The sequence below is a fragment of the Robertkochia sediminum genome (assembly GCF_016786255.1).
In the GTDB taxonomy this organism is placed as follows: domain Bacteria; phylum Bacteroidota; class Bacteroidia; order Flavobacteriales; family Flavobacteriaceae; genus Robertkochia; species Robertkochia sediminum.
The window spans coordinates 108,283-123,709 of the sequence record NZ_JADMKT010000078.1 but is presented as its reverse complement, the minus strand read 5'-3'; the positions used below and the strand labels follow the sequence as shown (position 1 = coordinate 123,709).

Genomic DNA, 15,427 nt, shown 5'->3' with positions numbered 1-15,427 from the left:
TATGACAAAAGATATGATGCACCACAAAAGCTGGAACGATATAAAAGCAAATGACTCCTGGGCTATTTTCAAGATCATGGGCGAGTTTGTGAACGGATATGAAAAAATGAGCCGTATAGGCCCATGTGTTTCTGTTTTCGGATCGGCACGAACAAAACCTGAAGACCCCTACTACAAACTTGCAGAAGACGTAACGCGAAAGATCGTGGAATCGGGTTACGGGATCATTACCGGGGGAGGCCCCGGGATCATGGAGGCCGGAAACAAAGGAGCGCACCTGGCAGGAGGAACTTCTGTAGGGCTTAATATCGACCTTCCTTTTGAGCAGCACGACAACCCTTATATTGATGCAGATAAAAATCTGAACTTTGATTATTTCTTCGTTCGCAAGGTGATGTTCGTTAAGTACAGCCAGGGCTTCGTTGTTTTGCCCGGCGGATTCGGAACATTAGACGAGCTTTTTGAAGCACTAACCCTGATCCAAACCCATAAGATAGGTAGGTTCCCGATCATTTTGGTGGGCACTGAATTTTGGGGCGGACTCGTAGACTGGATCAAGGATACCCTGTTAAAAAAGGCAGGGAATATTAGTCCTGACGACCTGAACCTTTTCGCCCTGGTAGACACCCCGGAAGAGGTTTGCAGTGTGCTGGACAACTTCTACAAGGAATTTAATCTCAGTCCAAACTTTTAAAAAAGAAAAGGCCGGTGTGATACCGGCCTTTTTTTATGCTGAATTTCTGCTCGCATTGATATTTCCATACAATGACCTGGTTACCATGCGTTCGAGGATCTCTCTTTTTTCAGGATCGTCTTTACCGGCAGCGTTCAACTGCTGTATCTGTAAGAGTGCGAATTGCTGAATGGTGAGCAATGGCAACACGATCTTCTCTCTTACCTCTATGGAAGCCTTCATGGTTCGCGAATCTTCCATAAGCTCGCTGTATCCGGTGATCTCCAGGATCATCTCCTTACTGCGCTCGTATTCCTGGTAAATAAGGTTCCAGAAATCGCCGTACTCAGGGTCTTTGGCCATATAGGCTGTAAGTTTGAAGAACGATTTGGTGAGACTCATCATACTGTTTTCGATCAAGGCGCGGAAAAAGGCCGAATTGGCATAGAGTGATCTTACCTTGTCCAGCGCTCCCCTCTTTTTGAAATCGGCTATTGCAATTCCTACCCCGTAAAACCCGGGGACATTTTGCTTGAGCTGGCTCCAGCTTCCAACAAAAGGAATGGCACGGAGGTCTGAAAACACCAGTTTATCAGATTTCCCGCGCTTTGAAGGGCGACTTCCGATATTGGTCTTTGCATAGTACTTAAGGGTACTCATATGTTCCAGGTAGGGAATAAAACAAGGGTGGTTCTTAAAATCAACATAGGCCTCATAGCTCAGTGCAGCCAGCGCTTCCATGGTTTCCCTGTCTTCACTGTTAAGACTGTTGTTCGCACTAAGTGCAATACCTCCCATGATGCCGGAAGACAACAATTGCTCTAAGTTATACTGACAGCTTTCAAGCGTCCCGAAATTAGAGCTAATGGTTTGCCCCTGAATGGTTAACTGGATCTCCTTATTTTCGATTTCAGGCCCCAATGAAGCATAGAACTGATGTGTTTTTCCTCCACCCCTGGCCGGTGGTCCTCCTCTACCATCAAAAAAGAGCACTTCGATGCCGTATTCCCTCGAGATCCTGGTAAGTGCCTCCTTGGCCTTGTAGATACTCCAGTTCGCCATCAGATAGCCTCCGTCCTTGGTACCGTCTGAGAATCCGAGCATGATCGTTTGCTTCTTCCCTCTGCGCTCGAGGTGGGCTGCGTATTCCTTGTTGGTATACAGCTGCTCCATAACGGTGTGCGCAACCTCGAGATCGTCTACGGTCTCAAAAAGAGGAACGACATCGAGGGTTGGTGTATTCCAGTCGCAGATCCGGATCATGGCAAAAGCCTCCATCACATTCAGAGCACTTCCGTTATTACTAATAATATAGCGGTTGCAGCCCATTTCTCCATTGCGTTTTTGTATGGTTTTAATGGCGTAGATAGAATTCAGAGTGTTTCTGGCCATTTCGTGCTGTATGCGGGATGTATCTATTTTACCGGTGACCGAAGAAAGCACATCGATCTTTTCATCCTCTTTAAGCGCCTCATAATTTTCCGGGAATATATCGAGTCCCATTTCCAGGGATTCCCTGATGATATTCGATAGCACATCGTGGTGCACACGCGAATCCTGGCGAATATCCAGGCTGGCAAAGTGAAATCCGAAGAGACGCACCTTATTGATCAGGTCATCGACCTCTTCTACAAATAAGGACTGGTGTTTCGCGACCAGGATCGCTCTGATCTGTTTTAACGTTTTCAGGGTATCCTGCGCGGTGAGCGTATTTTTATCGGCATCCATAAAGATATGCTCATAAAGCCCTTGTTCCAGGTCTAGTACGATCTTATCGACTTCCCTGAAAGTGACCCTTCTGCGTAACCTGCGCACATCGCGATAGTAATTTTTGAGCACGGTACTCCGCAACCTTTCGGCTACCTTTAGAGTGATCTCTGTTGTAACAAAAGGATTACCATCTCGATCTCCGCCGGGCCAAAATCCAAGGTTGAGCACCTCATTGCGAATTTCTCCGTGATCGTAAACATTACTCTGAAGGTAATTGTATATGGTGGCGATTGCGTGATAAAAGACGTTTTCAAGGTACCATATCAGGCTCACAGCCTCGTCATAAGGTGTTGGCTTTTCCTTATTGAAGAAAGGTGTTTTACCCAATTGGGCCAGTAATTTTTTAATAAGACTCAGGTCATTGGCGCGAATTGCCTGATCGAGGTCGGTGATGATCCCCAATACCGATCCCGGATAAAACTGTGTGGGGTGGGCCGTTAGCACGGTACGTACCTTAAAATCCTGAAGGTATTTTCTAAGGTCATCCAGCTTTCCGGTCGCTTCTGCCTCTTCCTTCACGTTCCGGAGGGTTCCCCGCCCGTTCATATTGTTCACTTCGGCAAAACCGGCATCTTCAATAGCATCAAAAAGTACGACCTGTCTTTCGATATACTGAATGAACCTGAAGAGCAACGATAAACGCTCTTCTTCTACCGGGTCTTCAAAATATTGCTTAAAAAAAGAATTGACGATCTCCTGAGGATCTTTGTTTTCCTGGAAGCCCTTTTCACAGGTTTCAGAAAAAAGCGGCAGTAAAACCCCTGTGTTGGTAATTTCATCAAAGGGGAGCGTCATAAAAATGCTATTGTATATCTGGTATTTTGATAAGACATTTTCATTAAAACGCTCTATTCTCGGTTTGCGATGCATACGTATTAGGTTTTGATTGGTCAAAAAAAAAACCCTCTTAAAGTATCTTCAAGAGGGCCTGTTAACATTAAGAACTTATTTCGATCACAATTCGTTGAAGATCCTGTGCATGAGACGCTTTTTATCATTGATGCTCTCTTCCATGGAGATCATGGTCTCTGTACGGTAAACTCCTTCGATATCGTCGACAGCAAAGATCACCTCTTTTGCGTGCTTGGTATCCCGGGCTCTGATCTTACAGAAAATATTGAATTTCCCGGTGGTAATATGAGCCACTGTAATATAAGGTATCTCGTGTAGACGTTCAAGTACGAATTTGGTTTGATGTGTTTTTTCTAAAAATACACCTACATAAGCGATAAACGAGTATCCCAGTTTTTCATAATCCAGGGTAAGTGATGAGCCTCTGATAATTCCTGCATCTTCCATCTTTTTCACACGTACGTGTACAGTACCGGCAGAAATCAATAATTTTTTAGCGATATCCGTAAAAGGGGTCCTGGTGTTTTCGATGAGCATATCAAGGATCTGATGATCAACCTCGTCTAACTTAAATTTGGCCATAATTTCGATGATTATTAAGGATAACACAAATCTAAACCAAAAATCGTGAATAATTCACAATTATTACCGCTTTTTATCGGCTTTTTTCAACGAAATCGTTATAGCTGCTATTTCAACCGTTTGCGTAAATTAGTTGCGAATGCCTCCAGACTTTCTTCTGTATCTGCATTATAGATCACAGGTGCGTTTAACGACAGGACCTTATGGCCAAAATGACTAGATGACGGCACCCATTTTTCAAAATTCAATTCAAAGACAACCTCCTGATCACGCAACACCTCTTTATACATAAAACATAGGTCGACAGTAGATTCTTTTCCGTCTTTAACCAGAATGACTCCCGGTATAAGTACATCGCAAAACAGCTTTTCGTTCTCCGGAATATTCAAGTAATCTTCTTTGCTGAATTGATCATAGGTATTGGTAGTGATCAGCTCCAGGGCAGTTATGAGAGATACGGCAATACATTCGCGGGTATAATTACGCTGGTAATCTTCCTGATAATGCCCGGATTCGAATAAAACAGTAGGTACTCCCATATACGTAAAGGTATCACCTACACAATTCAGGTTGAATCCGTCGTCGTAGCGTCCCACCTGGCCCGGTATCCTCTCCTGAAGTACTTTATTCATGCCTGCGATAAGCTGCATGCTCACTTCCCTCGTGGCATTGATCTCCCTGGCCTCATTAAAGGATGGACTCAGGAAAGATACGGTGGCAGGCTTTGCCACGGGGCCGGCGCTGAAAATGGTGCGTTGATCGTGAAGATTAAAACAATAATCAGGCTTGACCTGTTCAAATACCGCTCTTAACACCCTGCTTTCCGGTTGAGAGAGGTTCTGTGCATCCCTGTTAAGGTCTATATTCACGGCATTTACACGGGTATACGCACGGGCGCCATCAGGATTGAGAACGGGAATAATGTAAAGCGTAAGCTTGTCGAGCAGCTCCGAAGCGATCTGAGGGAATTCCAGCAGGTATTGGAACAGATCGGCAAGGGCGCGTGTAGTCGTCGATTCGTTTCCATGCATCTGTGACCACATAAGCACTTTCACAGGTCCACGCCCCATTGTGAGTAAATGAATATCTTCTCCATTCACAGAACATCCCCTGACCTCGCTGCTGCCGTCTAAGGCTTTTAATGGATGGAGAAATACGTGATGATAGTCTGCGGTAAAATAACGACCGGATAATCCTTCGCATACAAAAGAACTGTAATGACTTGTAAAATGATCTGTGATGTGCATAAACCTGTAGTTGTTTACAAAGCTAAACTTATTCTGGTTAACAATTGTATACAAAATAAAAAGCAAGTTCGTATACGAATGTATACAAAAGTTATACGGTGGATGTTACGCGAGTAACCACTCCTAACTGCCTGATAGGTAACCTTTATAGTGACCCGCTTTATATATTCTAAATTATTGTATAACAGTATTTTACGTAACATTATTAAAGTTATAGTTTAATAGTATTTCTGTTAGAGAGGGTCATTTCTATTTATTAACTTTCTTGCTGTTTACAGATGTAACCTTGTTTGTTATGGTTGAAATGTTTACATTTGTAAATATATTTTATGTCATGGTAAATAGTGAAGAATTTGCTGCACGCCTGCAACGTGTCATGGATCATTATCAATTAAACGGCTCCTCGTTTGCTGAAAGCATAGGCGTACAACGCTCTGCTATTTCTCATATTCTTTCCAGCAGAAATAAACCCAGCCTGGAGTTTGTGATGAAGATCCTTGAGGCCTACCCCGATATAGAGCTATACTGGCTTTTAAACGGCAAGGGGAACAATCCGTTTAAATCTGTCGCAGAAACTCCGGCAGATGATCTCTTTTCTACACAGGAGCATGCTAAAGCAGAACCGGCAGCAACAAAAGGGCCTGCTTTTGCTGAACAAATGCCTGTTGGTAACTCAAAGCGGGTTACCAAGGTATTGATCTTTTATGATGACAACACCTTTGAGGAGCTCGTAAAGGTACACTAATGCTCTTTTGTAGAACTGAAGCTAAAAGGGGTGCCTGCAGGCAGGATGTTCTCTTGAAAAATAGGTACATTTGAGGGCTTAAAAACTGTGACTATGTATAAATACCTTCCTTTTCTTATACTATTCATCCTGATGCAGTCCTGCTACCAAAACACCAGGGATTGCAGTAAGTTCAAAACCGGAGAATTCGTTTTTAAATACACCCTGGAGGGCGTGGAGAAAGAAAGCAGGTTCATACGTACAGACAGTATGGAATACGACTTCTACGACGACCATATTGACACGAATACGGTGAAATGGGTAAACGACTGTGAATTTATCGTAAAAAAGGTGAATCCGGCGAACATGCAAGAGGCTAAGCCTTTGCATTTTAGAATCTTGTCTACTTCAGAAGAAAGTTATAACTTCGAATATTCACTTCTCGGAGATCTTAAAAACAAACAAAGAGGAACTGCTTACAGAATAGATTAAATTATGTTAGAACTATTTACCAATGTAGACACCTGGGTCGCCTTATTAACCCTTACGTTTCTCGAAATAGTTCTTGGTATTGACAATATCGTCTTCATATCTATTGCAGCAAACAAGCTTGAGGAGGGTAACCGAAAAAAAGCCACTAATATCGGACTCATTGCTGCGATGGTTCAGCGAATCCTGCTCCTCATGGCTGTTTCTTTTCTCGTCGGACTTAAAAATCCGTTCTTATACATCGATAATGACTGGATGACTGCCGGAATAAGCTGGCAAAGCATCATCCTGTTTGCCGGGGGATTATTCCTCCTCTATAAAAGTACCAGTGAGATCAGGGAAAAGGTAGAGTATCCTGATCACGACGAAAAGCAGATCAAATCCCGTAACCTGGACACGCTTTCCAAGGCGATCGTGCAGATCATGATCATTGACTTTATATTTTCCATCGACTCTATCCTTACTGCGGTCGGAATGACCAACGGGATCAGTGACAACCCGGATCATGCTTTGATGATCATGATCATTGCCGTAGTGATCTCCATTATCATTATGATGGTCTTTGCGAATGCTATCCGTGAGTTCATAGAAAAGCACCCTTCCATGCAACTACTGGCCCTTTCTTTTCTTATTCTGATCGGGTTCATGCTTATTACAGAGGCTGCCCACCTGTCTCATACCGAAATATTCGGCCAAAGTATTGGTGCCATTCCTAAAGGATACCTCTATTTTGCTATCGCATTTTCACTGCTGGTTGAATTTTTAAATATGCGATTCAGGAAAAATATGAACAAGAATGGTGTTGCTGCCCCTGCAGACCAACAAAATCGCAATGATTAAAGTTTTTGTTGAAGTTAATTGAGCTACGCCTTTATATATGTAAGCTTTATGGATTCACTTCATTTAATACTTTAAACAAAAAAACCGCATATATCCACTTCTTTATCTTTCCATGAACAAGCTCTATTTTCGGTTACGGCTAAAAATGGTCTTCCCGTTACAGGATGTTTTCAGGTCATGCTGTTGCGTTTTTTATTTCAAAATCCGGAGATGCTTAGATGCAACCGGAGTAGCCAAGGATAATGATCGCTTTTTCGGCTATCCCATATCCGGGCCATATGCATCTGATCCTTGACATTTTTTAAATACGCTATTTATGACAAGTTCATAGCGTAACTGTCCTGATTAGTGATCAGTACCGAAATAAATGAGAAAACCCCGTGAGGCGCTGCATCACAGGGTTTAAAATGTTTTCGGGAGCATTGTTAGCTTGGATCACTCCTCTAATTCCATCGTGATCTGTCCGTCGCCTTCCTTTTCAGAGTGGTTATCTACATTCTCCTCATCTACGACCTCCATATCTTCCGGAGCCACTTCTTCTTCTACCTCATAAGGTAGCGGATCAAGCTCAGTAACAGATTTTATCTTATCGGCAGTGAGCTGATTACCAAGAGCTTTAATGCCTTTGACTGAAATAAATGCTTCAAGATCGATCTCTTGCTTGGGTTTCGGATCCTTTCCCCTTGGTTTTACAAAATCAACCTCTGCTACAGGACGCCATTCGGTAGAAACGAGTTCTAATTTGGTATCAGGGTGTTCAGAGACAAACACATCTTCTTTGTTCTCGTTCTCTACTAAAAAGCGCTTCACATAGTAGCGTTCTTTTTCACCTTCATAATAGATGGCAGAAATTGGTTTCTTAGGATCCCATTTTTCAAGAACGATCATTTTGTCGTCAAAGTGGGTCGTAAGTTCAGGAGTAATGGTCTTGATCGAACCGTTTTTATTTATGATAAGCAATCGGTCTTCGCCTTTAAAGGCTCCGAGCAATTCTCCTCTCCCGTCAACATTAAGACGCTTAACGGTTTCATCGAACCAGATCTTTCTTGGTTTCAGGGTAGAAACGCCTTTTTCCTTCAGCTCGATGCGTTTGATCGCATATTTGGTAACGATATTTCCTTTAGAATTACGTCCTTTGATCAGGATGTCTGCAAAATCAACATCCCATTTTAGTTTTTTGATACTACCCTTTTGACGCAGGAGGATGGTTACCACTTCGGCCTCGCCATTAGGATTGGCAGTAAAGTACAATACTGAAGATCCCGCCTTTCCATTGGTGAGGTCATATTCGCGGTCGCGGGTAACACTCGCCACATAAAAACGTTTGATGTGGGTAGGTCCGCCCTTACCATCGCTATAGATCATATTGTATATGGTACGCTTGTCCTTTTTCTTAAAGACCGCGACATGGATAATATCCTTCCCGACAAAGGTTTTGGCGTCTACCTTGGTTACCATCATCTTCCCGGAGGCTGTAAACACAATAATATCGTCGATATCACTACAGTCACAAACATATTCGTCTTTTTTGAGAGACGTTCCGATAAATCCTTCCTTGCGGTTTACGTAAAGCTTGGAATTTCTGATCACCACCTTTTGAGCTTCGATATCGTCAAACACGCGGATCTCTGTTTGTCGCTGCTTGTCTTTACCGTAATTCTTCTTTAGTCCTTCAAAATAACTTATCGCATAATCAATAAGGTGCGCCAGGTGGTGCTTCACACGCTCGATATCACCTTCGAGAGCGTCGATCTTCTGTTGCGCCTTATCGATATCGAATTTAGAGATCCTTTTGATCCTGATCTCCGTGAGTCGTGTGATATCCTCTTCTGTAACCGGTCTTTTAAGGTGTTTGATAAAGGGTTGTAAACCGGTATCGATGGCTTTAATAACGCCTTCCCAGGTTTCCTCCTCCTCGATCTCGCGGTAGATGCGGTTCTCGATAAAGATCCTTTCCAGTGATGCAAAGTGCCATTGCTCTTCTAATTCCTTGAGTTCGATCTCCAGCTCCTGCTTGAGCAATTCTACCGTATTATCTGTTGAGCGTCTTAGAATTTCAGAAACCCCGATGAACAACGGTTTATTGTCTTCAATAACACAGGCCAGCGGTGATATAGACGTTTCACATGCCGTAAAGGCATAGAGGGCATCAATGGTCTTATCGGGTGAAATATTCGCAGGTAAATGCACCAGGATCTCTACTTCTGCGGCGGTATTGTCTTCGATCTTTTTGATCTTGATCTTTCCTTTGTCATTCGCCTTAAGTATAGAGTCGATAAGGCTTGAGGTATTGGTGCCATAAGGGATCTCGTTGATCACTAACGTATTCTTATCCAGCTGAGAGATCTTGGCTCTCACTCTGATCTTACCTCCCCTGTTTCCGTCGTTGTAATTGGATACATCCATGATACCGGCGGTTGGAAAATCGGGATAAAGGGTAAAGCGTTTTCCTTTCAGGTGTTTTACAGAAGCGTCGAGTAATTCGTTAAAGTTGTGTGGCAAAAGTCGGGTAGAAAGACCTACTGCGATCCCTTCTGCTCCCTGGGCCAATAATAAAGGGAATTTTACCGGCAGATTTACCGGCTCTTTCTTTCTACCATCATAGCTGAGCTGCCATTCGGTGATCTTCGGACTAAAGATCACTTCCAGGGCAAATTTCGAAAGACGGGCTTCAATATATCGGGAGGCCGCAGCGCTATCTCCGGTAAGGATATTCCCCCAGTTTCCCTGGGTATCTATAAGGAGGTCCTTCTGCCCTATTTGCACCATGGCGTCGGCAATACTGGCATCACCGTGAGGGTGGTATTGCATGGTATGCCCAACGATATTAGCAACCTTGTTGTAACGTCCGTCATCGAGGTCCTTCATCGAATGCATGATCCTGCGCTGCACGGGTTTGAATCCGTCTTCAATTGCAGGCACTGCCCTTTCAAGAATTACGTAGGAAGCATAATCCAGGAACCAGTCTTTATACATCCCGCCAACACGGGTGATCGTATCCTGGCTGTGCTCTTCAGATCCTTCCGGATTCATATTGACCTCTTCAGACATTACAAGTAAGTTTTATTCTTTATAGTTGGGTTTGTTTATTTCCTTTTTGCGCCCCGGAAACACAGGGTTTATGCTACTATGGCGTTTATTCATTGTCTTCTTCGATCACATCCAGTTCTACTTTCAGGTTCTCGATGATGAACTTTTGGCGATCGGGCGTATTTTTTCCCATGTAGAATTCCAGTAAACTCTCTATAGACATGGCTTTGTCGAGCATAACGGGATCCAGACGAATATCGTCTCCGATAAAATGCTTGAACTCATCTGGCGAGATCTCACCAAGTCCCTTAAATCGGGTGATCTCCGGCTTACCTTTAAGTTTCCTGATCGCTGCCTTACGCTCTTCCTCGCTGTAGCAGTATATGGTCTCTTTTTTATTACGCACCCTGAATAACGGGGTTTGAAGTATGTAGAGGTGCCCTTCCTTGATGAGTTCAGGGAAGAATTGCAGAAAAAAGGTAATGAGCAGCAGACGAATGTGCATCCCATCGACATCGGCATCGGTAGCGATCACGATATTGTTGTAGCGCAGGTCTTCGAGTGACTCTTCGATATTTAAGGCAGCCTGAAGGAGGTTGAACTCCTCGTTCTCGTAAACGATCTTTTTACTCATTCCGTAAGAATTGAGCGGTTTACCCCTGAGGCTGAATACCGCCTGGGTGTTCACATCGCGCGACTTGGTGATGGAACCCGAAGCCGAATCCCCCTCCGTAATGAACAGGGTAGTTTCGAGTCGGCGGTCCTTTTTCATGTCGCCCAGGTGAACGCGGCAGTCTCTTAGTTTTTTATTGTGAAGGCTGGCTTTTTTAGCTCTTTCCCTGGCCAGCTTGCGAATCCCCGACAATTCCTTTCGCTCCTTCTCTGCCTGGAGGATCTTTCTCTGGATCTTTTCGGCAGTTTCCGGGTTCTTGTGCAGGTAGTTGTCCAGTTGCGTCCCTATAAAGTCGTTGATATACGTACGCACGGTAGGCAATTCACCTCCCATATCGGTAGAACCGAGTTTAGTTTTGGTCTGGCTTTCGAAAACCGGCTCCATGACTTTGATGGAAATGGCTGCGATGATCGATTTACGAATATCCGACGCATCGAAATTTTTCCCGTAAAAGTCTCTGATGGTCTTAACTACGGCCTCACGGAAGGCAGCGAGGTGCGTACCACCCTGGGTAGTGTTTTGTCCGTTAACAAAGGAGTGATATTCTTCACTGTACTGGGTGCGGCTATGTGTCATGGCCACTTCAATATCGTTACCCCTTAAATGGATGATGGGGTAAAGCATATCTTCTTCATTCGTATTATCCTGGAGGAGGTCTTTAAGTCCGTTCTCCGAATAATACTTCTCTCCGTTGAGTATGATCGAAAGTCCCGGGTTAAGATAAACGTAATTGCGCACCATGCGCTCTACGTATTCCAGGCGGAACTTATACTTCCTGAAAATCGTCTCATCCGGAACAAAGGTCACTTTGGTACCTCTTCTTCGTGAAGTTTCTTCCAGGGCCTCCTCGTTGGTGAGGTTTCCTTTTTCGAATTCTGCAGCACGTGACTGTCCGTCGCGGTTAGATTCCACACGGAAATAGGTAGAAAGGGCATTTACCGCCTTGGTACCAACCCCGTTAAGTCCTACAGACTTTTTAAAGGCACGGGTATCGTACTTACCACCCGTATTCATCTTTGATACCACATCGACCACTTTCCCAAGCGGAATTCCCCTACCGTAATCCCTAACGGTAACTTTTTCTCCCTGGATAGAGATCTCAATGGTTTTTCCGGCCCCCATAACGAATTCGTCAATACAGTTGTCCAGGACCTCCTTGATGAGGATATAGATCCCGTCATCGGCAGAAGAACCATCGCCCAATTTCCCGATATACATTCCGGGACGCATCCGGATATGCTCTTTCCAGTCTAACGAACGTATATTGTCTTCGGTATATTGAACTGTTTGCGACATACTGTAATTTATGGGTTTGGTGCTAATATAGCGTTTCAGCGTATAATATAAAATATGTAAACTCCTAAAGTAATTAACAAGAATCTACTGTTTATTGTTAAACTCCTGATTTTTTGTAAGTTATTTTCTACACTTATGCCGGAAAATCAGGATTCATTCCATATGCCCCTGCCGTATACAACCATGAAAAGCAGGCCGTAAAGCCTGCTTTTCTATATATTTTTAGGATCTCTGAAGTTATACATTGAAGCGGAAATGCATCACATCTCCATCTTTCACGATGTATTCCTTTCCTTCCACTCGCATCTTCCCGGCTTCTTTTACTTTGGCTTCACTACCGTATTCCACGTAGTCTGCATAGGCGATCACCTCGGCGCGAATAAATCCTTTCTCAAAATCTGTATGGATAACCCCTGCGGCATTAGGCGCTGTAGCACCTACCGGTATGGTCCATGCTCTTACTTCTTTTACACCGGCCGTAAAGTAGGTTTGCAAATTGAGCAGCTTATAGGCAGAACGAATAAGTTTGGATACTCCCGGCTCATCCAATCCGATATCTTCCAGGAACATCTGGCGTTCTTCGTAGCTTTCCAGTTCTGCGATATCGGCTTCTGTAGCAACAGCCAACACAAGGATCTCTGCATTTTCGTCCTTTACCACCTCTTTTACGCGGTCTACATAAGCATTCCCGTTCTTGGCAGCTGCTTCATCTACATTACACACGTAAAGAATAGGCTTCGCGGTAAGGAGTTGGAAATCTTTCATGAACTCCTCTTCATCTTCGGTAACTTCAACGGCTCTTGCAGACACACCACTCTCCAAAGCTTCCTTAAAGCGTTGCAGTACCGCCTGTTCTTTCTGAGCGTCCTTATCTCCTGTTTTTGCAGCACGATTCACCTTTTCTAGTCTTTTTTCAACCGTCTCAAGGTCTTTTAGCTGTAACTCGATATCGATGGTTTCCTTATCTCTTATAGGATCAATGCTTCCATCTACGTGTACGATATTGTCGTTATCGAAACATCGCAATACGTGAATAATGGCATTACACTCCCTGATATTTCCCAGGAACTGATTTCCCAGACCTTCCCCCTTACTGGCACCACGTACCAGTCCGGCGATATCTACGATCTCAACGCTTGCCGGCATTACCCTCTCCGGATTGACCAGCGATTCCAATTTTTCGATTCGCGGATCGGGAACATTAACCACCCCCAGATTGGGTTCTATAGTACAAAAGGGAAAGTTTGCACTCTGCGCTTTCGCATTTGACAAACAGTTAAAGAGTGTTGATTTTCCAACGTTAGGTAAACCTACAATACCGGCTTTCATAGTTCTTGTTTTAGAGCGGCAAAAATACGAGTTAAAAACAAAAAAATCCCAAGCAGTAGCTCAGGATTTTACAATCTTTTATAAAAATAAGGTCTTTAGTCTTCCGGATGCATGAAGCGCTGCTTTGCAAGCAACTCTTCTTCGGTCTCCACATGGTCATCGTCAGGCACACAGCAATCTACCGGACATACGGCAGCGCATTGTGGTTCTTCGTGGAATCCTTGACACTCGGTACACTTATCGGGAACGATATAATAGATCTCATCGCTTATCGGGGTTTGCGCCTCATCTGCGTTGGCCGATTTGCCATCGGGAAGCACCACATCGCCATTAAGCGAAGTACCATCGCTGTAACGCCAGTCATCGGCCCCTTCGTATATCGCTGTATTAGGGCATTCTGGCTCACAAGCTCCACAATTAATACATTCGTCTGTTATGATTATGGCCATAAAAATTTTCTTTCAATAAGGATTAAATGAGCCACAAAAATACGGCAAAGAGGTTGTTTTGAAAAAAAATATCCTAAATACGTCCATAAAAAATTTATATATCCCAATTGGATATCCGTATACCTGCCGAGAAACCATTCTTACTGCTTGTGATGAACCTTATTGGGAAAACTGTGGCAAAATGAAGTGCAAATCGTAAATTTGCCCCGATCAAAATTAAAGAAGAGCGATAAGCATGAGTGATATCCATAGCAGAATCAACGCCCTTGAACATCTGGGCCGTTTTTTAAAACAGTTCCAAAGTCCGGAGCCGGTGCGAAACGACGATGTTTTGAACAACGACACGTTTTACGATGGATTTCTGCATCAGATCAAACTTGCCGGAGAGCACAATCAGTGGTTTACCCGTGCACAACTGGCATTTGCGTTCAAGGGATGGAGCGAATTACTCGATGCGTCACATCTTAAAGAGTGGATGTCTTCTTACCTGCTTGAAGAGTCCAATAAAAAGACCATCGCCATTATCATGGCGGGAAATATCCCCATGGTCGGATTTCACGATCTTTTATCGGTGCTTATCCTGGGACACAAGTCCGTAGTAAAACTTTCATCTAACGACAAGCATCTGCTTCCCTATCTCGTAAAATACCTGGAATTTGCAGACCCGACTTTCAAGGGTATGGTGAAATTCACCACCGAGCAGTTAACTGATTATGATGCTGTGATCGCCACAGGGAGCGACAATACAGCAAGATACTTCGAGTATTACTTTAAGGGTAAGCCGCACATTATTCGCAAGAACAGGAATTCTGCTGCCGTGATCACCGGTAAGGAAACTACTGAAGAATTACATGCCCTGGGGGAAGATATTTTCCGGTACTACGGACTCGGATGTCGTAACGTATCCAAGCTTTTTGTACCCGAGGGGTATGATTTCGACACCTTTTTTAAGGCCATCTACCCGTACAAGGAGATCATTGAAGAAACCAAATACGCCAACAATTACGACTACAATAAGGCCGTATACCTCATGAGCCTCTATAAACTTAAGGAAAACGGATTCCTGATGCTCAAGGAAGATCCTTCGTACGCCTCTCCTATTGCCACGCTCTTCTACGAGTTTTATACAGATCAAAATGCCTTGCGCAAAAAGTTGGAGGAAGATCAGGAGAAGATACAATGTATCGTAGGAAATCACTGGGATAACGACGCCATTCCTTTTGGACAAACCCAGCGTCCGGGTCTTAATGATTACGCCGATGGTGTAGATGTGATCAGGTTCCTGTTATCACTATAGAGAGATCCCGCGCACGCCTCTTTCCTTTCGAATGAAAGATGAAGGTAATGTCACTGTTCTTCATCTTGAAAGTGAATTTTGCGTTATAGCCTATTCCTTTATTCTAAAGTCTTTTAAGGTTAGTCCACAGTAGTTTAGCCCGGTCGGCTTATTATAAAAGGTTGATTTTGAGTATT

Annotated in this window: 12 protein-coding genes; 5 read left to right on the top strand and 7 right to left on the bottom strand. The window is 43.8% G+C overall.

Going from position 1 to position 15,427, the window contains the following annotated elements; genetic code table 11:
- The first annotated feature begins 1 nt into the window (after position 1).
- Positions 2-694, top strand: a complete 693-nt coding sequence (locus IS446_RS11835; RefSeq protein WP_203060958.1) for an LOG family protein — start codon at positions 2-4, stop codon at positions 692-694.
- 33 nt (positions 695-727) lie between these two features.
- Here IS446_RS11835 and IS446_RS11830 read toward each other — a convergent pair whose 3' ends face one another.
- The 3 genes from IS446_RS11830 to IS446_RS11820 all read right to left on the bottom strand — a co-directional run bounded on the left by IS446_RS11830 (position 728) and on the right by IS446_RS11820 (position 5,124).
- Positions 728-3,313, bottom strand: a complete 2,586-nt coding sequence (locus tag IS446_RS11830; RefSeq protein ID WP_203060957.1) for a phosphoenolpyruvate carboxylase — start codon at positions 3,311-3,313, stop codon at positions 728-730.
- Positions 3,314-3,397: 84 nt separating this feature from the next.
- A complete protein-coding gene (locus IS446_RS11825) occupies positions 3,398-3,877 on the bottom strand; it encodes an Lrp/AsnC family transcriptional regulator (RefSeq protein ID WP_203060956.1) in 480 nt (159 codons plus the stop codon).
- Between the two features lie 107 nt (positions 3,878-3,984).
- Complete coding sequence (locus IS446_RS11820) at positions 3,985-5,124, bottom strand: M14 family metallopeptidase (RefSeq protein WP_203060955.1); 1,140 nt, start codon at positions 5,122-5,124, stop codon at positions 3,985-3,987.
- Between the two features lie 334 nt (positions 5,125-5,458).
- On the opposite strand from IS446_RS11820, the gene IS446_RS11815 reads away from it, so the two are divergent.
- From IS446_RS11815 to IS446_RS11805, 3 genes are all read left to right on the top strand, one after another.
- Positions 5,459-5,869 carry a helix-turn-helix domain-containing protein gene (locus tag IS446_RS11815; RefSeq protein WP_203060954.1) on the top strand — a complete coding sequence of 137 codons (411 nt, stop codon included), beginning with the start codon at positions 5,459-5,461 and terminating at the stop codon, positions 5,867-5,869.
- Between the two features lie 93 nt (positions 5,870-5,962).
- A complete protein-coding gene (locus tag IS446_RS11810) occupies positions 5,963-6,340 on the top strand; it encodes a hypothetical protein (protein WP_203060953.1) in 378 nt (125 codons plus the stop codon).
- 3 nt (positions 6,341-6,343) lie between these two features.
- On the top strand, positions 6,344-7,177 hold the full coding sequence (locus tag IS446_RS11805; RefSeq protein ID WP_203060952.1) for a TerC family protein: 834 nt from the start codon (positions 6,344-6,346) through the stop codon (positions 7,175-7,177).
- 435 nt (positions 7,178-7,612) lie between these two features.
- Here the strand turns inward: IS446_RS11805 and IS446_RS11800 are convergent, their stop codons facing one another.
- The 4 genes from IS446_RS11800 to IS446_RS11785 form a co-directional block, all read right to left on the bottom strand.
- The gene (locus tag IS446_RS11800; protein ID WP_203060951.1) at positions 7,613-10,228 is read right to left on the bottom strand and encodes a DNA gyrase/topoisomerase IV subunit A; all 2,616 of its coding nucleotides are present in this window, start codon (positions 10,226-10,228) and stop codon (positions 7,613-7,615) included.
- Between the two features lie 85 nt (positions 10,229-10,313).
- Positions 10,314-12,176, bottom strand: a complete 1,863-nt coding sequence (locus IS446_RS11795) for a DNA topoisomerase IV subunit B (protein WP_203060950.1) — start codon at positions 12,174-12,176, stop codon at positions 10,314-10,316.
- Positions 12,177-12,413: 237 nt separating this feature from the next.
- Positions 12,414-13,505, bottom strand: coding sequence for a redox-regulated ATPase YchF (gene ychF / locus IS446_RS11790; protein ID WP_203060949.1), 1,092 nt, complete (start codon positions 13,503-13,505; stop codon positions 12,414-12,416).
- Between the two features lie 95 nt (positions 13,506-13,600).
- The gene (locus tag IS446_RS11785; protein WP_203060948.1) at positions 13,601-13,954 is read right to left on the bottom strand and encodes a 4Fe-4S dicluster domain-containing protein; all 354 of its coding nucleotides are present in this window, start codon (positions 13,952-13,954) and stop codon (positions 13,601-13,603) included.
- Positions 13,955-14,189: 235 nt separating this feature from the next.
- Between IS446_RS11785 and IS446_RS11780 the strand changes: the two genes are divergently transcribed.
- Positions 14,190-15,251, top strand: a complete 1,062-nt coding sequence (locus IS446_RS11780; protein WP_203060947.1) for an acyl-CoA reductase — start codon at positions 14,190-14,192, stop codon at positions 15,249-15,251.
- Positions 15,252-15,427 lie beyond the last annotated feature (176 nt).